The organism is Ochrobactrum sp. BTU1 (genome assembly GCA_018798825.1).
Taxonomy (GTDB): domain Bacteria; phylum Pseudomonadota; class Alphaproteobacteria; order Rhizobiales; family Rhizobiaceae; genus Brucella.
Genome location: CP076355.1, coordinates 1,584,122 through 1,606,187, shown reverse-complemented (window position 1 = coordinate 1,606,187; position 22,066 = coordinate 1,584,122). Strand labels below are relative to the sequence as shown.

Sequence of the window (22,066 nt, the reverse complement as noted above, 5' to 3'; positions counted from 1 at the left end):
TCTATAAAGACAGGCCGGTGAAACGAGCTTGTATTTCCGGCAGTGCCATCTCCGGCATCCATATGGGTTCATATGTCAGCTCGACATTGGCGCGTGAGACGCCCTCGACCGCTTCCACGCAAGTTTGCACGGCCTCAAGGAGAAATCCTGCAGCAGGACAGCCGGGTGTGGTCGTAGTCATCTGAACGTTGACCAGGCCGCCGGATACGATTTCGATGTGATAGATCATCCCCAGATCAACCAGATTAAAGCCCAGCTCCGGATCGAGGATCAGCCGCAGTGCATTAAGGATCGCATATTCGAGTTGAGCATCTTTTTCGCTGTGCATGGTTTTTTCCTCACGCTTCACCAACACGGATCATGATGCGATAGGCGCTGCCTGTTTCATCGAAGTTGCCGACCCATTCGTGGCCTCGCCGTTCAAGCTCTGGAAATAGGAAGAGTGGTTCGCGGTGCAGCAAAGCAAACAAAACGTCGCCGCGTGTCATACCTTCGAGTTCTGCCAGTATATGAACCATTGGCTCAGGTGGTTGCATGTCTGAGCAATCGAGATAATGCGAAGGGTCAGGCCAGATATCGGGCGAACTCACATTGTTGGAAAGCTGGATTTCCGGCACCGCGTCTTGCGTTGGAGAAAACAGCGTTTGCCAGTCGCCGTCACCGATCGATTGCGGCTCTGCACGAAACCCTTTGCGTTCCATGACGGCAAAAAGCGGAACCGGTTTGAAGGGTGTTACAAGCAGAAGACTCTGGCCGGGCAGCAGATTTTCCGCGGCATCCATGATTGCCTGAAACGGCTCTACGCCACTCTTGAGCAAGGGACGCACGTCCAGCTCACGATGGGTGATTTCCTGAATGGATGATGTCATTTTAACCTCCTAAAGCGTGTCGCCAGGCTGTGATAAAACGCGGCGCGCTTTAAGCACGGGCGCACCGGCATGAATAAGGTTGGGCAGGATCACGCCATTGGGCAGGCGCAGATTGGTTGGTACGTCAAGAAGCCGCCGGGCGCGGAAGAAGTGAACGCTCAAAGCCAGAATGGCGATAAGGCTGAGTCCGGATGACAGTCTGAAAATAGTCAGATGGTTGAAGATCAGGGCCAATGTGCAGAACCAAACGCTCCCATAATAAAGGATGAACCAGTGCCGTGCATTCTCCTCGCGCACCAAGTCCTGAACACGCGGCGTCTGCACGCGGCCCATGACAGGGCCATAGCATTCGAGCCAGGTGAGAAACGGAACGATTTTATAAAGCTGTGCCAGGCTGAGGCCTGAAAGCCAGCCGAAGACGAAGAGATAAACGAGTGCTGCGACCATCTGGTCGGTCACACCGGTCGAGAGCATCGTCAGGGCAAGCACCATGGAAATCAGCAATGCAGCAAAGGCTGAAATACTGGCCATGCTGTTTAGTTCGATCGCTTTGCGTTTGCGCTGCAGATAGATCGCACGCACGTCAAGAGCATAAAGAGCAATGCAGGCAATAGCCGGAACAAGTGCGATAGATAGGACAATCGCTGGCTGACCGATGCCGAATGCAAAAACTGTGACGCTAAGGCCGAGGGTCGTCAGTGCGGTAACACCGAGCCACCATAGAAACCTGGTTCGTTTCGTGTTGCTGTCTGGCGAAAGCATGAACATGGTGAGCAATCGATAGCTTACACCCATCGCGGTGAAAGTCATCCAGCCGCCAAGTGCAAGCGCTGCATGGATAGAGACAGTTGATCCGGCGATTTCAAGAGCCATGATCTGCTCCGCCGCACCGGACAGGACAAAAGTATAAAGCCCACCAAGACTGGCAACGATCAGCAGGCAGCTAATGCCGACGGCCACAAAGCGCGTTGGTATCGAAATCGGCCGTGCTTTCCAGATGGTCACACCAAGCATTAGAACGATCAGCGAAAAGCCTGCCATCAAAAGTAGCCCGGATATGGGAAGCAGCGCAATTGTATCTTCAAGCAATCCGGCCATTCCGGCGAAGCCCAAAAGCAGTCCGATCAAACCAGCAAGCAGCAGCAGCAGGGCTGGCAGTTGAGCGGAACTGCCCCAAAGCGGCTTTGCAACCAGAACCGGCACAAACTGTAGCAGCGCGCCGCTCATCAGCAGTGCCAGCCAGCCGATAGCGATGATATGGACGAGAATGAGAGTTTCTGGTGCCCGAATTCCGTGGAACGGAAAACCAAAGCCGCCTGCCATCATTCCGACCCCGATTATGAGGAAGGAGAGGGAAGCTGCAAAATAGGACAAAGTCCAGCGGGAAAGCGCGGCACCGATCATCTCAAACCTTGATGAAGAACAGCTTAGTGATGGCCGCAAGTGCATTCATGGTCTGAACCATGGATCTTGCGCCGTGCAATTTCGACACGCCAGATAGGACCGTTCTCTTTATAAACCCATAAAAATTCATCGGGATTCCGCGTTTCCAGCTGGCGGCGCAAGGGTACCGGATCGTGATCGTTGACGATCTCCAGCGCATCACCCGGCTCCAGCGTATCGATCATGGAAAAGATCGTCGCATGTCGCGTGTTGGGCGGAATGGTGCGCACGTCGATGACTGGAATTGCCGAAACTGGTTCGATTGGCATTATAATTTTCCCAGGCCGTCATTGTCGAAAGATGATGACGACAGCCAGCGCCATCATGAGAGCTTTTCTAATCTGATTAATGAGAAGCTGCTTTGTTGCATCTCAAACAAGATGACAAATAATGGCTCTCAGGCAGAACAGCCTTGTTCTGGATCAATTATGATATGTTCGTGCTCCACTATGATGCAGATCCTGGAAATGTTGACTGAAAAACGATTTCTGAGGTGAAACTTGCGGATGATATCAGATCTCTTCGATCATAACCGGCAATGGGCTGCGGAAAGAGAGCGGGAAGACCCTGGCTATTTCAGGCGACTGTCTGCCATGCAGCGACCGGAATATCTCTGGATCGGCTGCTCCGATAGCCGTGTACCCGCCAACGTAGTAACGGGCTTGCAGCCGGGCGAAGTTTTCGTCCATCGCAACGTCGCCAACCTAGTCCATCGTGCTGATCTCAATCTGCTTTCCGTGCTTGAATTTGCGGTGGAAGCGCTGGAGATCAAACACATTATAGTTTGCGGCCATTATGGGTGCGGTGGCGTCCGTGCAGCAATGGATGGGTATCGTCACGGGATAATCGATCATTGGCTGCAGCCTGTTCGCGATATTGCGCAGGCATCAAAAACTGAACTGGAGTCCATAACGGAGCAGGAAGAGCGGTTAAACAGACTTTGTGAGCTGACGGTCGTTTCTCAAGTGCAAAGCCTTTCCCGAACCCCCGTTTTGCAATCGGCATGGAAGGAGGGAAAGAGTGTTGCTATTCATGGTTGGATTTACGGCCTTAAAGACGGATTGCTGCGTGATCTTGGCTGCAATTGTACCGGCCCCGATGGTCAATTGCCCTGTACGGATGCAGACAGTTAAGACAATCTAAGCGGGGGCTTATCCAAAAACTTTCCGTTGTTCAGATTCGGCGGCAAGCAAGGCTTCCAGCATTAGGTCTTCAGAGAGGATGTGGCGGCGAAGGCTCTCCAGAAAGCCGCAGATCATATAGGCCACCGTATCGGCTGCGAGCAGGCATCGGCCTTCAGTCACGGCTTGCAGAGTTTCTGCAAGTTCTTCGACTGCAAGCCGGTCGCACCGGTGTTCAGCCTTCAGTCGCTCAATAACCACCGTTGCAAAGCCTGATCCGCCATGGTGGTCGAAAGCCGGAAATAGAATTGTCTCCTCCAGCAAGTGGGCTTCTGAAAGAAGCGCAGGAATTTCTTTGGCGAGTGCCTGATAATCGAATGCTGCCGCGGCACCGGTCGCCACATCTTCCCCAGCTTCTTCGAGCTGTAGGCACAATCTAAGCAAGGCATTATGGTGTGTTTCCAACCGACTGATATCGGCTGCTTGAAGAGAGGAGCCAGCGGTCATGTCCGGTCGCACCTATTGACCGAAGAACAGCACGATGGCGATCACAATTGATGCTGCAACGGCCGACAACGTACCTGCACCCTGCAAGGCGCCCATGCGGTAAAGAACGAGCGAGAAACCGATAATGGCGGGGGTAGCCACCATGAGCCCGATCTGTGCATCTGTCATTGAAATATTCCTTTGCTCTGAAAACGCATAATGCACCTGCGGTCGCGATTTTTCTTTGCCAAAACGCAAAGAACAGCGTGGCTGCTCAGTCTAGGCATCACTCATGCTTGGAACGAAAAATACAGCCTTTGCGGCAACGATTTCGGATGATGAGCCGGAGGAAAGCCTCCTGCTTTGGATTCTCGTCTGGAGTGAACTCATCACCTTTGCAGTTTTGCTGATTGCCTTTCTGGTGATGTCGATCACCAATATTTCAGGTGTTGCCCACATGCGGGCGCATCTCAGTCCGGGTCTGGCGGCTACCAATACGATTGTCTTGATAATGAGTGGCTGGCAGGCAGCAATTGCCGTGCGGCGACGACACAATGGGAAGGAGGCACGATATCCGCTTTTGTGGGCAGCGTTTTTTGGTCTGACTTTTGTCGTCGTCAAATTCATCGAATACTCGCATGAAATCCAGTTTGTCGGGGATGAAGCGACAGGCTCATTTTTTGAGCTCTATTTCCTCCTCACCGGCTTTCACCTCATGCATGTGCAGTTTGGATCGATCATTCTGGCGCTGGTCGCTTGGCGGCCAACCGCTTCCAATGTTCTGCTCATCACCACTCTTTGGCACGCCATTGATCTCGTATGGCTGGTGATGTTTCCAGTCCTCTATCTTGCATGAGGCAACGAATGAGAAACCAAGACCACATGTCCTTAAATCGCACGCTGCTCATCCTGCTTGTTCTTGCGCTCACTGGCGCACTGATTACCAGTCTCAGCCATGGAAGGTTGATGGCGATTGTGGTCGTGCTGATTCTCGCCTTCGCAAAAGGCTGGTTCGTCATCCTGGACTTTATGGAAATGCGCGGCATGAAAGGGGCGCTCAAGCCTGCCTTGCTTGCGTGGCCCGCTGCTTTGCTCACACTTGCGCTGGTGCGTACTGTCGCAGTGCGCTTCCTGCTTTGAAGAACAGCTCTGGTCTTTGCCAAAACGCAAAGACGTCTTTCGCCTGCCCGATAGAAGGGTGAAGTCCCGTGATGCTGGTGAGGGGTTTGACGAGCCGCATAATCGACGGGGGATCAGAGCGCATCCCGATAAGTATAAAACAGCTTTTGGGCAAAGATGCGCTTTAAGACAAATACTTAGAGCGCCGATCTGGTCCATTCGGATCGAGATGCGCTCGAATGCCGAGGCTCTGCCTTCGGCCAATGAAAGGACGAAGGGGATGGCAGAACGCCTAACCAAGACCGGCGCCCGAAATGTCTTCTACGGCGGTTCTATTTTCTTTTTCGCGATCTTCGTGGGACTGACGGCGCACAGCCATTACTACATGAAAACCACATCCACGGATGAAACGACGCTCACTGATGCGGTCGCGCGCGGCAAACACATCTGGGAGAAAAACTCCTGCATCAACTGCCATACGTTGCTGGGGGAGGGCGCCTATTTCGCGCCCGAACTGGGCAATGTCTGGAAGCGTTGGGGCGGCGAAGAAGACCCTGAAGGGGCTCGCGAAACGATGAAAGCCTGGATGCAGGCGCAGCCTACCGGAATCGAGGGGCGTCGTCAGATGCCGCAGTTCAACCTGAGCGAACAGGAACTCAACGATCTGGCTGATTTCCTTGAATGGACAAGCCGCATCAAGACGCAGGACTGGCCACCCAATGAGGCGGGCTGAGGCGCGGGATGAACGGAGTTTTATGATATGAAATATGAAAGCCAAAAGGTTGCGATGCTCTATTTTTATGGAGCGCTCGTCCTGTTCGTAGCACAGGTCGCATTCGGTGTTCTTGCCGGTACGATCTATGTCCTGCCCAACACGCTCTCTGAGCTTTTGCCCTTCAACATCGTCCGCATGATCCACACCAATGCGCTGATCGTCTGGTTGCTGATGGGCTTTATGGGTTCAACCTATTATCTCCTGCCCGAAGAGACAGAAACCGAACTTTATAGCACCAAGCTTGCTGTCATCCAGTTCTGGATGTTTTTTGTTGCCGCAGGTGTTGCCGTTGTGGGGTATCTCTTCAAAATCCACGAAGGCCGTGAGTTTCTTGAACAGCCCTTCATCATCAAGGTGGGCATCCTCGTTGTCTGTCTGATATTCATGTTCAACATCACAATGACAGCCTTGAAGGGCCGCAAGACCACAGTCACAAACATTCTGCTGTTCGGTCTGTGGGGATTGTCTCTGTTCTTCCTCTTTGCCTTCTATAACCCGGTCAATCTCGCCATCGACAAGCTTTATTGGTGGTATGTGATCCATCTCTGGGTTGAAGGTGTGTGGGAGCTGATTATGGCTTCGATCCTGGCCTTCCTGATGATTAAGCTCAATGGTATCGATCGCGAAGTCGTCGAAAAGTGGCTCTATGTGATCGTTGGTCTGGCCCTGTTCTCAGGCATTTTGGGCACAGGGCATCACTATTACTGGATTGGTGCTCCTGGTTATTGGCAGTGGATCGGCTCGCTGTTCTCGACGCTGGAAGTCGCCCCGTTCTTCACCATGGTCATCTTTACCTTCGTGATGACATGGAAGGCTGGTCGCAAACATCCAAACCGTGCCGCATTGCTCTGGTCGATCGGTTGCTCGGTGATGGCATTCTTCGGTGCAGGCGTATGGGGCTTTCTGCACACGCTATCCTCCGTCAACTATTACACCCATGGTACACAGCTGACTGCAGCCCATGGCCACCTCGCCTTCTTCGGGGCCTATGTCATGCTCAACCTTGCAGTCATGGCCTATGCCATCCCCGAGTTGCGCGGCCGTGCGCCCTATAATCAGATGCTCTCCATGGTGAGCTTCTGGGCGATGTGTACGGCGATGTCTGTCATGACCTTCGCACTTACTTTCGCAGGCGTGGTGCAGACCCATTTGCAACGTGTATTGGGCGAAAGTTTCATGGTCGTGCAGGACCAGCTGGCACTGTTTTACTGGATACGTCTAGGTTCGGGCGTCGTCGTCGTAATCTCTGCCTTCATGTTCATTTGGGCGATGCTCGTTCCAGGCAAGGAACGCCGGGAAAACGCATCTGGCCTTGTACAGCCCGCTGAATGATTGACACGAAAGCCTCGCCTGCGGGCGAGGCTTCTTCACTGAGAGCGGCTCCAATTATATCTGAATAGCTATAGCCCCTCTAATCATTTGTTTTCTCGCATTTCCTCACGCAAAGGCTCTTCGCACTTTTGCTGTAAATGCTTTGACCAAAGGAAGACGGCCATGAACAGCATCCTCAAGAACGTTGAAGTAATCGATTCATCGATTCCCGCTTACAGCCCATCCGGCAGTGAATGCGCCTTGTTTGAAATGGCATGGGAACGAAAGCTACCGCTGCTTCTTAAAGGCCCGACCGGCTGCGGAAAGACGCGCTTCGTGAGCCATATGGCAGCGAAGCTCGGTCTGCCGCTCTCAACCGTTTCCTGCCATGACGATCTCGCAGCAGCTGATCTGACTGGCCGCTTTCTACTTAAAGGCGGGGATACGCATTGGGTCGATGGGCCATTAACCCGTGCGGTGCGGGAAGGTGGCATTTGCTATCTCGACGAGATTGTAGAGGCACGCAAGGATGTGGCCGTGGTCCTGCATCCACTGACTGATGATCGTCGCGTTCTGCCGCTTGAACGCACCGGCGAACTGCTCGAAGCGCCAGAACATTTCATGCTGGTTGTGTCGTATAATCCCGGCTACCAGAACTTGCTCAAGTCACTGAAGCCCAGCACACGCCAGCGTTTTGTGGCTATCGAATTTGATTTTCTGCCCAAGGATCAGGAAATTGCGGTGGTGAGTGCGGAAAGCGGACTTGATGCCCATCAGGTTGCGCCGCTTGTGGCGCTTGCTCATCGTCTGCGCGGCCTGAAAGGACATGATCTTGAAGAAGGCGTTTCCACACGTCTGCTGGTTTACTGCGCGTCATTGATAGACGCTGGCATGTCACAGCGTGAGGCTGCTCGTGCCGCCATGATCGAACCGCTCACCGACGAGCCGGACGTGAAGGCAGCATTGCTTGAAATCGCCGATGCGATGTTGAAATAGGCAGATATGTCATGCTGGATTTTCTGGAGCTTGAGGAAACCGTTGGCCGGGCCTGGCATCGGCTTATTGGTAAGACGGGATCTTGGCCGCAATATCCCGGCCAAACGGTAAGGCTTGCCGATATTCGCCAGAGGCTTGCCATCTGCTTCCGTGGTTTTGGCGGCGATGTTGCGGTGCAGATTGCGCCAGCGCGGGCAAGAACTTCCGGGCATCGGCTTGGCTTGCGGCAGCGTATGGCTCTGGGTGAAGAAAAACTCAGCCACCCTTTGCGCGATGAAGCAACGCTGATGTTACCGCCCGAGATTGCGCTCTTTCCTGATCGCACACTGAATTATGATCTCTATGTCTGGCTCGCGGGCTATATGGCGATCATGCCCACTGATATGAGTGCTGTGCCTGATGATCCGTTACGCCGCGATCTTACGTCGCTCGATATGGGTGCAGTAACGGCGGCAAAAGCCTGCCAATTGTTTCCGGGGCTTGAAGATCGCTATGCGCGGCTCTGCGATGCGGTGCTGGAGGCGCGGCCAAAAAGACGGCTTAATCAACTCGAACAGCTTGTCGAGGAGCGGGTTATTTCCTCGTTGAAAGAAGGGGCCGGGTTGCCTGATTTCAGCCTTGCAACGATTTTCCCTCATCGCGCACCTGCGGGCTATTTGCCGCTTCTTCCGGTGCCGCTTTGGCCGGGATTGATCCGGCGCGATGAAACCACATCGCGGAACGCAGAAGATGAACCTGTGCACGACTCTCATGCCGAAGGTTCGGAAACAGGCCGACAGATAGCGCAGCGCGAGAAGCAAGATCCGCGATTTGCTGACAGAAGCCCGTTCATTCTCAATCGCTTTGAGAAAATTCTCGCCATGGCTGAAATGGTCAGTGTTGATCGACCTTCGGATGATAGCGACGAGCAGAATGCCAAGTCGGCTGACGAACTCGATGATCTAACGCTGGGCGAGCGCAAGGGCAGACCCGCCTCACGCTTTCGCTTTGATCTTGATCTCCCACCAGAGGCGGTGGACCACAGTATGCTTACCGCCAAACTGACCTATCCTGAATGGGATTACCGTAGAGCGACCTATTTGCAGGATCACTGTAGTGTGCTGCTAGCGCCTGTGAAGGATCATGACGATGCGCTTAAACTGGATGACGAGGCGCTCAGCCTTGTACGAAAGGTCCGGCGTCAGTTTGAAGTTTTGCGACCTGGACGCGAAATGATGCGCGCGCAACTCGACGGCAATGATCTCGATCTTGATGCTGTGGTACGCTCGCGTTGTGATTTTGCAGCCGGTGGGCAGGGCAGCGAACGTGTGCATCTGATGAGCCGTCCTCAGGCCAATGATCTGGCAGTGACGATCCTTGTCGATGTCTCGCTTTCCACTGATGCCTGGGTGGATAACCGTCGGGTGCTTGATGTGGAAAAGGAAGCGTTGCTGGTTCTCGCCAATGGCATCGCTGCCTGCGGTGATCGCTGTTCGATCCTGACTTTCACTTCACGGCGACGCTCATGGGTACGTGTTGAAACGGTGAAAGATTTCGACGAGGCGTTCAGCCCGATTGTTGAGCATCGCATCGCAGCGCTCAAGCCGGGCTTCTACACGCGTATGGGTACCGCCATGCGTCACGCCACGGCAAAGTTAACCGAGCAGCACAATCGCAAGAAACTCCTGCTGCTTCTAACCGATGGCAAGCCGAATGATGTCGATCACTACGAGGGGCGCTTTGCATTGGAAGATACCCGACGGGCATCAAATGAAGCGCGTGCGAAAGGCGTCAGCGTTTTTGCCGTGACGGTTGACCGCCAGGCAAATGCTTATCTGCCTGCGCTCTTCGGTCACGGGGGCTTTGCAATGGTCGAAAAGCTCACGAAATTGCCGATTGCTTTGCCCGCAATCTATCGAATGCTGGCGGGATAGCTTTCGATCAGACAGTTAGAGGCTTTGGCCAATCCCTCGCACCGGCTCTTCCTTATCGATAAGGGGCGAGGGTGAAGCAAATGCCAGAAGTTTTTCGTAATCGATTATTTTAACGGCTGATGCCTGCACGCTCACACCATGTGTGCCCAGATTTGCAAAGCTGCGCGAAAGGTTCTCCGGCGTCATGCCGAGATATGCCGCCAATACACGTTTTTCGTAGGGGATGGTAACAACATCCGTTCCGTGATTGGCGAGTGATTCCTTAACGATCCAATTGGCTAAACGCTGTACGCTGTTGCGTAATTTCTGCGTCTTCAGCTCTTTTACAAGCCGGCGGTAAGACCGCGCCAGCTCGAATACGATGGCCTGCATGAAATCTGAATCTTCGCTCATCATGGAGCGAATGAGCGATGACGGGATCATCAATACGCGCGCGGCGGTCAATGTCTGTGCGCTTTGCAAACACACATCGTTGTTTAGCGACGCAGCCAGAATGAAAACATCACCTGAGCGCAGAATTTCCAATGCCGTTTCACCCTCTTCCGAACGAGCGGACATAAGGACAAGTCCATCGAGCACGACAAAGAGAAAATCAGACGGCTGATTTTCTTCGATCAATGTGGTTCGCGGCGGAAAGGATTGCGCAAAGCTCGGAGCTATGAGGAATTCAAAAGTCTTATCTCTCATGCCTAGGAAGAGAGGGACTGTCTTCAAGCTCAGGATATCCTCATCGCGCATTAAAACCTTACCTTTCATCTCTAGTTATATTCTAGCAAAAAAGTTGATAAATATCAATTAACAAGTATAAATTTATCAATTACCATATAAAAATTAATCTAATTATGTCATATCATGTCACAAACCTGCAAAAACTCTTGATTGATTATCAATTATTGATCCTAATCAATGTATTCAACATACAGACGCCGCATAAGTGCAAACGAAACCTTCTATGGTATTCAATTCGGAGTACGCCTATGCCACACGTCCCGGGAGATTCCCACCGTAAGCAGACTACTGCTCTGACGATGAGCACGTTTGCTTTTACAGTCTGCTTCGCCGTTTGGACCATTTTCGCAATCATTGGCATACAAATCCGCGCTGATCTCAATCTGAGTGAAACGCAGTTCGGCTTGCTGGTTGGTACGCCGATCCTTACCGGATCGCTTATCCGCGTCATTCTTGGCATATGGGCGGACCGCTATGGCGGACGCGCGATTTTCACGCTCACCATGCTGATCTCAGCCGTCGCCACCTATTTCCTGACTTATGCAACGACCTATCCGCAGATGTTGATTGCTGCACTTGGTGTTGGGGTTGCAGGCGGTTCATTCTCGGTTGGGGTTGCTTATGTCTCGCGCTGGTATCCGCCGGAAAAGCAAGGCACAGCACTTGGTATTTTTGGCGCCGGTAATGTCGGCTCGGCCGTGACGAAATTTTTCGCACCGATGGTCATGGTTGCGTTTGGATGGCATGCAGTTGCTGAAATCTGGGCAGCGGCGATGGTGGTCATGGCGCTGGTCTTCTATTTTACCACCAGCGATGATCCAGTTTTGCTTGAGCGCAGGCGCACGGGTGAAAAGCCCGTCAGCACGCTTCTGGAACTCGAACCGCTCAAGAATATTCAGGTCTGGCGCTTTTCGCTTTATTACTTCTTTGTTTTCGGTGCATTCGTGGCGATGGCACTGTGGCTGCCGCAATATCTGATCCATGTTTATGGAGTCGATATTCGCTATGCCGGTATGATCGCAGCTTTTTTCTCGATCCCGGCAAGTCTGTTCCGTGCTTATGGCGGTCATCTGTCTGACGTTTATGGTGCGCGGAAGGTCATGTACTGGACTTTCCTTGTCGCTCTCGTCGCCACCTTCATTCTCTCTTACCCACCAACGGAATACATCATCCAGAGCGATAATGGTCCACTGCGTTTCACGGCAGAAATGGGCGTGGTTGGCTTCACGGTTTCCGTGTTTATCCTCGGCTTCTTCATGGCGCTGGGCAAGGCTGCGGTCTTCAAGCACATCCCGGTTTATTATCCCGACAATGTTGGTGCGGTCGGCGGTCTCGTCGGCATGATTGGTGGTCTTGGCGGCTTCATCCTGCCAATTCTGTTTGGTGTCCTGCTTGATCTCACAGGTCTATGGACAAGCTGCTTCATGCTGCTGTTCGTCATCGTTGCAGTCTCGTTTGCCTGGATGCATGTTTCGATCCGTCAGATGGAACGCGCAGCACAGGGCAAGGCAACGGAGGAACTTCCAGCTTTTGCAGAACTGCAGGGCTTGAAGAAGGCTGAAATCAAGCCAGCCCGCAAGAGTGATGCGGTGCTGACTGAATGGGAACCGGAAGACAAGACCTTCTGGGAACAGAAAGGCAAGCGTATTGCCAAGCGCAATCTGTGGCTTTCCATTCCAGCGCTCTTGCTGTCATTTGCGATCTGGCAGGTCTGGTCGGTGGTCGTTGCAAAGCTGCCGCTGGTTGGATTCAAGTTCTCCACGGACGAATTGTTCTGGCTTGCAGCACTTCCCGGCATTTCGGGCGCAACGCTGCGCATCTTCTATTCTTTCATGGTGCCGATTTTCGGCGGTCGTCTCTGGACTACGCTGACCACCTGGTCGCTGGTTATTCCGGCGATCGGCATTGGCTATGCGGTGCAAAATCCGAATACACCTTACTTTGTCTTCCTGCTGCTTGCTCTGTTCTGCGGTTTTGGCGGCGGCAACTTCGCCTCCTCCATGTCAAACATTTCCTTCTTCTTCCCCAAGGCGGAAAAAGGCAATGCGGCAGCCCTCAATGCCGGCCTCGGAAATCTCGGTGTCAGCGTCGTACAGTTTGTCGTCCCGCTGGTTATTACTGCTGGCATCTTCGGCAAGCTTGGTGGCGATCCGGCTTTTGTAGCCACCGAGGCTGGTAGCTCGCCGCTCTGGTTACAGAATGCTGGCTTCTTCTTTGTGCCTTTCATTGTGATCACTGCCTTTGCCAACTGGTTCGGCATGAATGATATTGCATCGGCAAAGGCATCCTTTGCGGATCAGGCCGTCATTTTCCGCCGCAAGCACAACTGGCTGATGTGCTGGCTCTATACCGGCACATTCGGCTCCTTCATCGGCTATTCGGCTGGCTTCCCACTTCTGACCAACATCCTGTTTCCGGAAGTCAATGCGCTGCATTACGCATTCCTTGGACCATTGGTTGGCGCGCTTTCGCGTTCGGGTTCGGGCTGGCTTGCCGATAAATATGGCGGCGGACGCGTAACCATCTGGGCTTTCGTCCTTATGATGATCGGCGTGAGCGGTGTACTTTGGTTCGTCGGCATCAAGGATCAGCCCTATGCATTCAGTGGCTTCTTCGCTTCCTTCGTTCTGCTGTTCTTCGCCACAGGTATCGGCAATGCCTCCACCTTCCAGATGATCCCTGCGATCATGTCGAAGGAAATGGACCGCCTGATGCCCAAAGCAAGTGCGGAAGAACGTCGTCTGGAAGCCAGCAAGGAATCCGCTGCCATTACTGGCTTCACATCGGCAATTGCTGCTTTTGGCGCCTTCTTCATTCCGAAAGGCTACGGCACGTCGATCAGCATGACGGGCGGACCGGAAGCAGCTCTGTGGGCATTCCTGATCTTCTATGTGAGCTGCCTCATCATCACCTGGGCCGTCTACACCCGAAAAGGTGGCCTCCTCTATAACGTCGAGCACAAACGCAAACCTGCGACCGCTGCTGCCTGACCACAAAGGCAGCGCGGAGAAGGCGGAAAGCTTCCTTCCATTCGTGCCTGCCACTTAATAATTGGATTGAGAGGACAATATTATGAGCCTACTCCTCGACCGGCTAAACTTTCTTGCCAGAAAGAATGTGGACACCTTTTCCGAAGGGCATGGTGTTACCACAGTTGAAAACCGTGACTGGGAAGATGCCTATCGCAAGCGCTGGCAGCATGACAAAATTGTCCGCTCAACCCATGGTGTGAACTGCACTGGGTCATGCTCATGGAAGATCTATGTCAAGGGCGGCATCATCACCTGGGAGACCCAGCAGACCGATTATCCGCGGACCCGGGCAGATCTTCCCAATCATGAGCCACGCGGCTGCCCGCGTGGTGCAAGTTACAGCTGGTATATTTATTCGGCCAATCGCGTGAAATACCCACTTATCCGTTCCCGTCTGCTCAAACTTTGGCGCAAGGAACGTGCGGTGAAGACCCCGATCGGTGCTTGGGCTGCGATCCAGCAGGACCCAGCCAAACGCTCGGATTATATGAAGGTGCGTGGCCTTGGCGGTTTCGTCCGCGCGACCTGGGATGAAGTAAATGAAATCATCGCAGCCGCCAATGCCTATACAGCCAAGACCTACGGTCCTGACCGCGTGATCGGCTTTTCGCCAATCCCTGCCATGTCGATGGTGTCTTATGCAGCCGGCTCACGTTATCTATCGCTGCTTGGTGGCGTCTGCATGTCGTTTTATGACTGGTATTGCGATTTGCCACCTGCCTCACCGATGACATGGGGTGAACAGACCGACGTTCCTGAATCCGCTGACTGGTATAATGCTGGCTTCCTGGTGCTCTGGGGTTCGAACGTACCGCAGACCCGCACACCTGACGCGCATTTTTATACCGAAGCCCGTTATAAGGGCGCAAAATCAGTTGTGGTTTCACCAGATTATTCGGAAGCCGCCAAATTCTCCGATCTGTGGTTGCACCCGAAACAGGGCACAGATGCTGCGCTTGCCATGGCGATTGGCCATGTCATCTTGCGTGAGTTCCATCTTGATCGACAGGTGGAGTATTTCGAGGACTATTGCCGCAAATATACTGACTTCCCAATGCTAGTTCGCCTCAGCAACAAGGACGGTCATTATGTGCCTGACCGCTTCATCCGCGCTTCCGACTTTGTCGATACACTTGGTGAAAGCAACAATCCGGACTGGAAGACGGTGGCCTTCGACAAGAAAACCGCATCTTACGTCGCACCCGGTGGCTCTATCGGCTATCGCTGGGGCGAAGACGGCAAGTGGAATCTGGAAGAAAAAGACGGCGGGGGCCACGATGTTGAGCTGGCAAAGAGCTTTATCGACAAAAGCAATCACGATGCGGTTGCCGATGTGGCGTTTCCTTATTTCGGCAATCGAGAACATGATTTCTTTGAAGGTACCGATCACGACAGCGTTCTGGTGCGCAAGGTGCCAGCCCGCAAGGTAAAGCTTGCAGACGGCGACACGATGGTCGCCACCGTTTTCGATCTCTTCGCGGCTAATTATGGTCTTGATCGTGGCCTTGGCGACAAGAATTCGGCGAAAACTTTCGAAGAAGGCCTGCCTTACACACCTGCCTGGGCTGAAAAGATCACTGGCGTTCCCCAGGATCAGATCATCGCTGTTGCGCGAGAATTTGCTCATAATGCAGAGAAGACCAAGGGACGTTCCATGGTCATTCTTGGTGCTGGTCTCAATCACTGGTACCACATGGATATGAGCTATCGCGGCATCATCAACATGCTGGTGATGTGCGGTTGCATCGGTCAATCAGGCGGCGGTTGGAGCCATTATGTTGGGCAGGAAAAACTGCGTCCGCAGACCGGCTGGACAGCGCTTGCCTTCGCGCTCGACTGGAACCGACCACCCCGCCATATGAACTCGACATCGTTCTTTTATGCGCATACCGATCAGTGGCGCTACGAGACGGTCAAGGTCAACGACATCCTGTCGCCAACCGCACCGGAAGGTTCATGGGACGGTACATTCCACGATTATAACATCCGCGCTGAACGTATGGGCTGGCTGCCATCGGCACCGCAATTGCAAACCAATCCGCTTGAAGTCTCCAAACAGGCGGCCGTATCGGGCAAAGAGGCAAAGGATTTTGTTGCTGAAGCGCTCAAATCCGGCAGTCTCAACATGGCCTGTGAGGACCCCGACAATGAGGCAAATTGGCCGCGCAACATGTTTGTCTGGCGTTCAAATCTGTTGGGTTCGTCGGGTAAAGGCCACGAATATTTCCTCAAGCATCTGCTCGGGACATCGAACGGCCTGCTTGGTAAGGATCTCGGTCCAGAAGGCGCGCAGGAATCTCAGGAAGCCGTCTGGCACGATCAGGCACCGGAAGGAAAACTCGATCTGCTGGTGACACTGGATTTCCGCATGTCCACGACTTGTGTTTATTCGGATATCGTTCTGCCGACTGCCACTTGGTACGAGAAGAACGATCTCAACACCTCCGACATGCATCCCTTCATTCATCCGCTTTCAAGTGCTGCTGATCCTGCATGGGAAGCACGCAGCGACTGGGAAATATTCAAGGGCATCGCCAAGAAATTCTCGGATGTGGCACCAGAAGTGCTGGGTGTTGAGAAGGACGTGGTTCTCGTCCCGACCCTTCACGACACGGCAGGTGAGCTGTCGCAGCCGTTTGACGTGAAGGACTGGAAGAAGGGCGAAGTCGAACCGATCCCCGGCAAGACCATGCCAAATATTGTTGTGGTCGAGCGTGATTATCCCAACCTCTACAAGCGTTATACATCGGTCGGTCCATTGCTTGAAAAGCTCGGCAATGGCGGCAAGGGCATCGGTTGGAACACCGATCATGAGGTGGAACTCCTCGGTAGGCTCAACGGCAAGGTTCATGAGCCTGGTGCTACTGAAGGTCGCCCGCGTATCATGACTGACATTGATGCAACGGAAGTCATTCTGTCGCTTGCCCCTGAGACCAATGGCGAAGTGGCGGTGAAGGCCTGGGAAGCCTTGTCGAAGTTCACTGGACGCGATCACAGCCATCTGGCGATACCGAAGGAAGACGAGAAAATCCGGTTCCGCGATATCGTGGCACAGCCGCGCAAGATCATCTCGTCGCCGACATGGTCGGGACTTGAATCCGAAAGTGTGTGCTACAATGCCGGTTACACCAATGTGCATGAACTGATCCCATGGCGCACGCTGACAGGCCGTCAGCAGCTTTATCAGGATCATTTGTGGATGCGCGCTTTTGGTGAAGGTTTCTGCGTCTATCGTCCGCCAATCGACACCAAAACGGTCAATCCTGCCATTCGTGACAAGGCTGACGGTCAACCGCATCTGGTGCTGAACTTCATTACTCCGCACCAGAAATGGGGCATCCACTCGACCTACTCGGACAACCTTTTGATGCTCACGCTCAATCGTGGCGGTCCGGTTGTCTGGATTTCGGAGCCGGATGCGAAGAAGGCAGGTCTGGTCGATAATGACTGGGTGGAAGTTTACAACGCCAACGGTGCTATCGTGGCGCGTGCGGTTGTGTCTCAGCGTATGAAGGACGGCACGATCTTCATGTATCACGCACAGGAAAAGATAGTGAATACGCCGGGATCGCCGCTGACGGGGCAGCGCGGCGGCATTCATAACTCGGTAACGCGCATCATCACCAAACCGACCCACATGATCGGCGGTTACGCCCATCAGTCCTATGGCTTCAACTATTACGGCACCGTCGGTGCGAACCGCGACGAATTTGTCGTGGTGCGCAAGCTCGACAAAGTCGACTGGATGGAAGGTCCACTCGACGAAAGCAAAGCGACATTGCCACAGACACCAATGGCAAAGGAGGCAGCAGAATGAAAATCCGCGCGCAAATTGGCATGGTGCTCAATCTTGATAAGTGCATCGGCTGTCACACCTGCTCTGTGACGTGCAAAAACGTCTGGACCAGCCGCGAAGGCGTTGAATATGCCTGGTTCAACAATGTTGAAACAAAGCCCGGTATTGGTTTCCCGAAGGAGTGGGAAAATCAGAAGAAGTGGAATGGCGGCTGGGTCCGCAAGAAGAACGGCAAGATCGAACCCAAGATGGGTGCGAAATGGCGCATTCTTGCTAAAATCTTTGCTAATCCAGATCTGCCGGAAATCGACGACTATTATGAGCCGTTCGACTACGATTATGGGCATTTGCAGACGGCAGGCGAAAGCAGGACCATGCCGACCGCCCGCCCACGCTCGCTGATTTCCGGCGAACGAATGGAGAAGATCGAATGGGGGCCAAACTGGGAAGAAATTCTCGGTGGCGAATTCGCCAAACGGTCGAAAGACTACAATTTCGAGGGCGTGGAAAAGGAAATCTACGGCCAGTTCGAAAACACCTTCATGATGTATCTGCCTCGCCTCTGCGAGCACTGCCTCAACCCGACCTGTGTTGCAGCCTGTCCTTCGGGTGCGATCTACAAGCGCGAGGATGACGGCATTGTTCTGATCGATCAGGAAAAGTGCCGCGGTTGGCGCATGTGCGTCTCCGGCTGCCCTTATAAGAAGATCTATTACAACTGGAGTTCCGGCAAGTCCGAGAAGTGCATTTTCTGTTATCCGCGTATTGAAGCAGGCCAGCCAACAGTCTGCTCGGAAACCTGCGTCGGTCGCATCCGCTATCTCGGTGTTATTCTTTATGATGCCGACCGGATTTCGGAAGCAGCATCAACCGCCAACGAGCAGGATCTTTACGAAGAGCAGCTTAGCATCTTTCTCGATCCGAACGATCCCAAAGTGATTGAACAGGCGCGCAAGGATGGTGTTCCGGATGCATGGCTGGAAGCTGCCAAGCAGTCCCCGGTCTACAAGATGGCAATGGAATGGAAGATCGCATTCCCGCTGCATCCTGAATATCGAACGCTTCCAATGGTCTGGTATGTGCCGCCGCTTTCGCCGCTTCAGTCGGCTGCTGCTGCGGGCAAGCTTGGCATGGATGGTCCGTTGCCGGATGTTCGCTCGATGCGTATTCCGGTCCGCTATCTCGCCAATCTTCTGACCGCTGGTAAGGAAGAGCCGGTTATCTCGGCGCTTGAACGCATGTTGGCAATGCGCTCCTACATGCGCACCAAGACCATCGATGGTGTCATTGATGAAGCAATTGCTGATCGTGTCGGCATGAGCAGCGGCATGATCGAAGAGATGTACCAGCTGATGGCAATTGCCAATTATGAGGATCGCTTCGTCATCCCAACAACGCATCGTGAAGTCACGGAAGATGCCTATGATCTGCATGGTTCCTGTGGCTTCACCTTTGGCAATGGTTGCTCGGGTGGTTCTTCCACGGAAGATCTGTTCGGTTCAAAGCGTCAGAAGGTCGTGCAGACACCGACCGATATTTTCAGGGAGCAGGTATAATGAACAGGGCTCTGAAAATCATATCGCTTCTGCTGTCCTATCCTTCGAAGGACGTCCAGTCTGGACGTGAGGAACTGAAAGCCGCTGTCGCCAGCGACCCCAGTCTTTCGCCCGGAATCCATAAGTTACTCGACAATTTGATCGATGACCTTTGCAAAGGCGATCTCTACGAGGCACAGGAGCGTTACGTGCATCTGTTTGATCGCACCCGCGCGCTGTCTCTGCACCTGTTTGAACATGTGCATGGCGAAAGCCGCGATCGTGGTCAGGCAATGGTTGATCTTTTGAAGATGTATGAGGAAAACGGCTTCGACATTGATGCCAAGGAACTGCCGGATTATCTGCCGCTGTTTCTTGAATTCTTGTCGACGCGTTCGCCGGAAGAAATCCACGATCTGCTGGCGCAGACTGCGCACATCACCACAGCCATCGGCGAACGCCTGCGCAAGCGGCGCTCAATCTATGCCAATGCGTTTGCTGCAATTTCGCATCTTGGCCGCGTGAAGCCTGATGAAAAGTTGCTGGGTGAATTGCTGCGCCAGGAAGAGGATGATCCCGACGATCTGGCTGCTCTCGACCGTATCTGGGAAGAAGAAGCGGTAACATTTGGCAGTTCTAATGCGGGCGACAACGCCTGCGGTCCGGACCGGTTGCGTATGCAGGTGCGTGCTGCACGCCGTAATCCGGCGGCATCCTCAAACGCCAGCCAAATCTAGGAGACGGATGATGGCTAGTCATATCAATACGTTCCTGTTCGGGATTTATCCCTATATTGCGCTGAGCGTTTTGGCACTCGGTTCAATCTTCCGCTATGACCGCGAGCCCTATACATGGCGCTCCGGTTCCAGCCAGCTTTTGCGCCGCAAGCAGCTGATGTGGGGTTCGGTACTGTTCCATCTCGGTGTGCTTGTGATTTTCGCCGGACATTTTGTCGGGTTGCTCACGCCAATCTGGGTATTTGATACGCTCGGCATCAGCCATGAAGCCAAGCAGATACTTGCCATTGTGGCAGGTGGCGTTGCAGGTGTCATGGCAATTATCGGCGCCACGCTTCTTGTGCATCGTCGCCTGTTTGACCCGCGCATTCGCGCGTCATCACGCCCGACTGATACGCTCATCATCATTCTGCTCTGGATTCAGCTGCTTTTGGGACTTGCGACCATTCCGGTATCGCTACAGCATCTGGATGGCCATGAAATGGTGAAATTCATGAGCTGGGCACAGGGTATCTTCACCTTCAACTCGCAGGCTTCAAGCTACGTTGCAGATGCATCGCTTATCTTCAAGCTGCATATTGGCTTGGGTCTGACGATCCTTCTGTTGTTCCCGTTTACACGTCTCGTTCATATGCTGAGCGCACCTGTGCGTTATATCTGGCGTCCCGGTTATCAGGTTGTGCGCAAGCGCAATAATAGCCGGGCACCATCCCATGCTCGCATTCAGAACAACTTTCGGACGGAGCAGAACTGATGGCAACACTCTTTGAAAGCAAGCAGCCGAAAGCACATGACCATAAGCATTCAGCCGGGCATGGTAGCTATTCCACCTATCAGGAGCCGGATACACGCATACCGCCAAAGCCGCGCCCGATCTTTGATGCGGTTTCGGTTAACGGCGTTGCGATTGCCGAAAGCGACATTCTGACGGAGGCACAAAACCACCCGGCTGAAAACCCGGGAGCAGCATTGCTTGCAGCCGCTCGCGCCCTTGCAGTCCGAGAGTTGCTTTTGCAGCGCGCAAGAGAAGTCGGCATAACCCCAGAACGTGAGAAAGATGCCGAAGGGCGTCCTGAAACCGATGACGATGCGCTGGTGCGCATGGTGATCGATCAGGAAGTTGAGGTGCCTTCTGCATCAAGTGATGAATGTCTGCGCTTTTATGAGAAAAACCGGCAGCGTTTCACCAGCTCGCCTTTGCTTCAAGCAAGCCACATTCTGATTGCGGCCGACCCAGCCGATCAACAGGCGCGCGAAAAGGCACGCGGCACGGCATCGTTCCTGGCTACTTCTATTGTGGCTGAACCAGCAATATTTGCGGCGATGGCGCACGAATATTCCGCCTGCCCTTCGGCCGCACAGGGTGGCAGCCTTGGGCAATTGTCGCGAGGCAGTACCGTGCCGGAGTTTGAGCGTGCGCTTGATCGTCTTGCACCCGGTGAAATCACAGCGGCGCCGATTGAAAGCCGCTTTGGCTTTCACATTATCAAGCTCGATCATCGTGTCGATGGCGAGGTGTTGCCATTCGATTTTGTGGCCGAGCGCATCGCGGGCTGGCTTGAAGCTTCCACCTGGTCGAAAGCTGTTTCGCAATATATTGCTATTTTGGCCGCCGAGGCAGAGATTACCGGTATCGACCTTTTGTCCGGTGAGGAAGAAAGCAAATGACCACACAGCCGCTTCTTGCAGCAATTCTGGCCGAAAAAGACGTGGCGGTCGATCCGCTGTTGGCGTCGGTTGCTGCGAGGGCCGGAGAATATGGCTTGAAGGTCGCGGGTTTTTTGCAACACCGTGGCCCCGATACCGACGAATGCTGCCGGGAAATTGTTATTGAACGGATTGGCAGCGGCAATCGGCAAATTATCTCGCAACCGCTCGGTACCGGCTCACGCGGTTGCAGGCTTGATCCGGCAGCACTTGCAGATGTGGCCGGATCGTTGCGTGCCGAAATCGAAGCCGGAACAGATTTGCTGATCCTCAACCGGTTTGGCAAAGGCGAAACCGAAGGTCAGGGGTTTCGGACCGTTATCGAGCTGGCCTATGCAAAGCAGATACCAGTGCTGACAGTCGTGCGCGAAACCTATGTTGAGGGCTGGAACGAGTTCGCAGGAGATTTCGGTATCTTGCTTGCACCGGACCAGACGATTCTCGCAGACTGGCTTGAGGGTCTCATCCCGCTTAGACAGCTATCTGCTGCAAGTTGA

General features: G+C 53.6%; 21 protein-coding genes. 14 read left to right on the top strand and 7 right to left on the bottom strand.

What is annotated here, in order from left to right; translation table 11 throughout:
- Position 1: 1 nt before the first annotated feature.
- The 4 genes from KMS41_18785 to KMS41_18770 are packed head-to-tail and all read right to left on the bottom strand — an operon-like array spanning position 2 to position 2,581.
- A complete protein-coding gene (locus KMS41_18785; GenBank protein ID QWK79504.1) occupies positions 2 to 328 on the bottom strand; it encodes a metal-sulfur cluster assembly factor in 327 nt (108 codons plus the stop codon).
- A 10-nt stretch (positions 329 to 338) separates the two neighbouring features.
- Entirely contained in the window at positions 339 to 869 is a 531-nt protein-coding gene (locus KMS41_18780) for a DUF2249 domain-containing protein (protein ID QWK79503.1), read from the bottom strand.
- A 9-nt stretch (positions 870 to 878) separates the two neighbouring features.
- Positions 879 to 2,273, bottom strand: a complete 1,395-nt coding sequence (locus tag KMS41_18775; GenBank protein ID QWK79502.1) for a hypothetical protein — start codon at positions 2,271 to 2,273, stop codon at positions 879 to 881.
- Between the two features lie 23 nt (positions 2,274 to 2,296).
- On the bottom strand, positions 2,297 to 2,581 hold the full coding sequence (locus tag KMS41_18770) for a DUF2249 domain-containing protein (protein ID QWK79501.1): 285 nt from the start codon (positions 2,579 to 2,581) through the stop codon (positions 2,297 to 2,299).
- 237 nt (positions 2,582 to 2,818) lie between these two features.
- Here KMS41_18770 and can point away from each other — a divergent pair, with 237 nt between their 5' ends.
- Positions 2,819 to 3,445: a carbonate dehydratase gene (can, locus tag KMS41_18765; protein ID QWK79500.1), complete on the top strand. Its 627-nt coding sequence runs from the start codon at positions 2,819 to 2,821 to the stop codon at positions 3,443 to 3,445.
- 18 nt (positions 3,446 to 3,463) lie between these two features.
- On the opposite strand, the gene KMS41_18760 is transcribed toward can, so the two are convergent.
- Both KMS41_18760 and KMS41_18755 read right to left on the bottom strand, forming a co-directional pair.
- Positions 3,464 to 3,940: a hemerythrin domain-containing protein gene (locus tag KMS41_18760; protein QWK79499.1), complete on the bottom strand. Its 477-nt coding sequence runs from the start codon at positions 3,938 to 3,940 to the stop codon at positions 3,464 to 3,466.
- Between the two features lie 12 nt (positions 3,941 to 3,952).
- Positions 3,953 to 4,108: a hypothetical protein gene (locus KMS41_18755; protein ID QWK79498.1), complete on the bottom strand. Its 156-nt coding sequence runs from the start codon at positions 4,106 to 4,108 to the stop codon at positions 3,953 to 3,955.
- A gap of 103 nt (positions 4,109 to 4,211) precedes the next feature.
- Between KMS41_18755 and KMS41_18750 the strand changes: the two genes are divergently transcribed.
- The 6 genes from KMS41_18750 to KMS41_18725 all read left to right on the top strand — a co-directional run bounded on the left by KMS41_18750 (position 4,212) and on the right by KMS41_18725 (position 10,033).
- Positions 4,212 to 4,775, top strand: a complete 564-nt coding sequence (locus tag KMS41_18750) for a cytochrome c oxidase subunit 3 (protein QWK79497.1) — start codon at positions 4,212 to 4,214, stop codon at positions 4,773 to 4,775.
- 8 nt (positions 4,776 to 4,783) lie between these two features.
- Entirely contained in the window at positions 4,784 to 5,059 is a 276-nt protein-coding gene (locus KMS41_18745) for a cytochrome C oxidase subunit IV family protein (GenBank protein ID QWK79496.1), read from the top strand.
- 259 nt (positions 5,060 to 5,318) lie between these two features.
- Positions 5,319 to 5,771, top strand: a complete 453-nt coding sequence (locus KMS41_18740; GenBank protein ID QWK79495.1) for a cytochrome c — start codon at positions 5,319 to 5,321, stop codon at positions 5,769 to 5,771.
- Positions 5,772 to 5,798: 27 nt separating this feature from the next.
- Positions 5,799 to 7,145, top strand: coding sequence for a nitric-oxide reductase large subunit (locus KMS41_18735; GenBank protein ID QWK79494.1), 1,347 nt, complete (start codon positions 5,799 to 5,801; stop codon positions 7,143 to 7,145).
- 162 nt (positions 7,146 to 7,307) lie between these two features.
- Positions 7,308 to 8,120: a CbbQ/NirQ/NorQ/GpvN family protein gene (locus KMS41_18730; GenBank protein ID QWK79493.1), complete on the top strand. Its 813-nt coding sequence runs from the start codon at positions 7,308 to 7,310 to the stop codon at positions 8,118 to 8,120.
- Between the two features lie 11 nt (positions 8,121 to 8,131).
- Entirely contained in the window at positions 8,132 to 10,033 is a 1,902-nt protein-coding gene (locus KMS41_18725) for a nitric oxide reductase activation protein NorD (GenBank protein ID QWK79492.1), read from the top strand.
- 15 nt (positions 10,034 to 10,048) lie between these two features.
- On the opposite strand, the gene KMS41_18720 is transcribed toward KMS41_18725, so the two are convergent.
- Positions 10,049 to 10,771 (bottom strand): cyclic nucleotide-binding domain-containing protein, encoded by a 723-nt coding sequence (locus KMS41_18720; GenBank protein ID QWK79491.1) that lies wholly within the window; start codon positions 10,769 to 10,771, stop codon positions 10,049 to 10,051.
- Positions 10,772 to 11,010: 239 nt separating this feature from the next.
- Here KMS41_18720 and KMS41_18715 point away from each other — a divergent pair, with 239 nt between their 5' ends.
- The 7 genes from KMS41_18715 (at position 11,011) to KMS41_18685 (ending at position 22,066) form a co-directional block, all read left to right on the top strand.
- Positions 11,011 to 13,752, top strand: a complete 2,742-nt coding sequence (locus tag KMS41_18715) for an MFS transporter (GenBank protein QWK79490.1) — start codon at positions 11,011 to 11,013, stop codon at positions 13,750 to 13,752.
- A gap of 82 nt (positions 13,753 to 13,834) precedes the next feature.
- A complete protein-coding gene (locus tag KMS41_18710; protein QWK79489.1) occupies positions 13,835 to 17,611 on the top strand; it encodes a nitrate reductase subunit alpha in 3,777 nt (1,258 codons plus the stop codon).
- On the top strand, positions 17,608 to 19,146 hold the full coding sequence (gene narH, locus KMS41_18705; protein QWK79488.1) for a nitrate reductase subunit beta: 1,539 nt from the start codon (positions 17,608 to 17,610) through the stop codon (positions 19,144 to 19,146). Before KMS41_18710 ends, narH begins: the two co-directional genes overlap by 4 nt.
- Positions 19,146 to 19,862: a nitrate reductase molybdenum cofactor assembly chaperone gene (narJ, locus tag KMS41_18700; protein ID QWK79487.1), complete on the top strand. Its 717-nt coding sequence runs from the start codon at positions 19,146 to 19,148 to the stop codon at positions 19,860 to 19,862. Before narH ends, narJ begins: the two co-directional genes overlap by 1 nt.
- A 10-nt stretch (positions 19,863 to 19,872) precedes the next feature.
- Complete coding sequence (gene narI, locus KMS41_18695; GenBank protein ID QWK80319.1) at positions 19,873 to 20,616, top strand: respiratory nitrate reductase subunit gamma; 744 nt, start codon at positions 19,873 to 19,875, stop codon at positions 20,614 to 20,616.
- 98 nt (positions 20,617 to 20,714) lie between these two features.
- A complete protein-coding gene (locus tag KMS41_18690; GenBank protein QWK80318.1) occupies positions 20,715 to 21,530 on the top strand; it encodes a peptidylprolyl isomerase in 816 nt (271 codons plus the stop codon).
- A complete protein-coding gene (locus KMS41_18685) occupies positions 21,527 to 22,066 on the top strand; it encodes a DUF2478 domain-containing protein (protein QWK79486.1) in 540 nt (179 codons plus the stop codon). Before KMS41_18690 ends, KMS41_18685 begins: the two co-directional genes overlap by 4 nt.

Excerpts from the sequence above, each read along its gene's own strand:
- KMS41_18710 (QWK79489.1), top strand. The coding sequence starts at position 13,835 with ATGAGCCTACTCCTCGACCGGCTAAACTTTCTTGCCAGAAAGAATGTG.
- KMS41_18715 (QWK79490.1), top strand. The coding sequence starts at position 11,011 with ATGCCACACGTCCCGGGAGATTCCCACCGTAAGCAGACTACTGCTCTG.
- KMS41_18750 (QWK79497.1), top strand. The coding sequence starts at position 4,212 with ATGCTTGGAACGAAAAATACAGCCTTTGCGGCAACGATTTCGGATGAT.
- narH (QWK79488.1), top strand. The coding sequence starts at position 17,608 with ATGAAAATCCGCGCGCAAATTGGCATGGTGCTCAATCTTGATAAGTGC.
- KMS41_18730 (QWK79493.1), top strand. The coding sequence starts at position 7,308 with ATGAACAGCATCCTCAAGAACGTTGAAGTAATCGATTCATCGATTCCC.
- KMS41_18770 (QWK79501.1), bottom strand. The coding sequence starts at position 2,581 with ATGCCAATCGAACCAGTTTCGGCAATTCCAGTCATCGACGTGCGCACC.
- KMS41_18720 (QWK79491.1), bottom strand. The coding sequence starts at position 10,771 with ATGCGCGATGAGGATATCCTGAGCTTGAAGACAGTCCCTCTCTTCCTA.
- KMS41_18780 (QWK79503.1), bottom strand. The coding sequence starts at position 869 with ATGACATCATCCATTCAGGAAATCACCCATCGTGAGCTGGACGTGCGT.
- KMS41_18745 (QWK79496.1), top strand. The coding sequence starts at position 4,784 with ATGAGAAACCAAGACCACATGTCCTTAAATCGCACGCTGCTCATCCTG.
- KMS41_18755 (QWK79498.1), bottom strand. The coding sequence starts at position 4,108 with ATGACAGATGCACAGATCGGGCTCATGGTGGCTACCCCCGCCATTATC.
- KMS41_18785 (QWK79504.1), bottom strand. The coding sequence starts at position 328 with ATGCACAGCGAAAAAGATGCTCAACTCGAATATGCGATCCTTAATGCA.
- narI (QWK80319.1), top strand. The coding sequence starts at position 19,873 with ATGGCTAGTCATATCAATACGTTCCTGTTCGGGATTTATCCCTATATT.
- KMS41_18760 (QWK79499.1), bottom strand. The coding sequence starts at position 3,940 with ATGACCGCTGGCTCCTCTCTTCAAGCAGCCGATATCAGTCGGTTGGAA.
- KMS41_18685 (QWK79486.1), top strand. The coding sequence starts at position 21,527 with ATGACCACACAGCCGCTTCTTGCAGCAATTCTGGCCGAAAAAGACGTG.
- KMS41_18725 (QWK79492.1), top strand. The coding sequence starts at position 8,132 with ATGCTGGATTTTCTGGAGCTTGAGGAAACCGTTGGCCGGGCCTGGCAT.
- narJ (QWK79487.1), top strand. The coding sequence starts at position 19,146 with ATGAACAGGGCTCTGAAAATCATATCGCTTCTGCTGTCCTATCCTTCG.
- KMS41_18735 (QWK79494.1), top strand. The coding sequence starts at position 5,799 with ATGAAATATGAAAGCCAAAAGGTTGCGATGCTCTATTTTTATGGAGCG.
- can (QWK79500.1), top strand. The coding sequence starts at position 2,819 with ATGATATCAGATCTCTTCGATCATAACCGGCAATGGGCTGCGGAAAGA.
- KMS41_18740 (QWK79495.1), top strand. The coding sequence starts at position 5,319 with ATGGCAGAACGCCTAACCAAGACCGGCGCCCGAAATGTCTTCTACGGC.
- KMS41_18775 (QWK79502.1), bottom strand. The coding sequence starts at position 2,273 with ATGATCGGTGCCGCGCTTTCCCGCTGGACTTTGTCCTATTTTGCAGCT.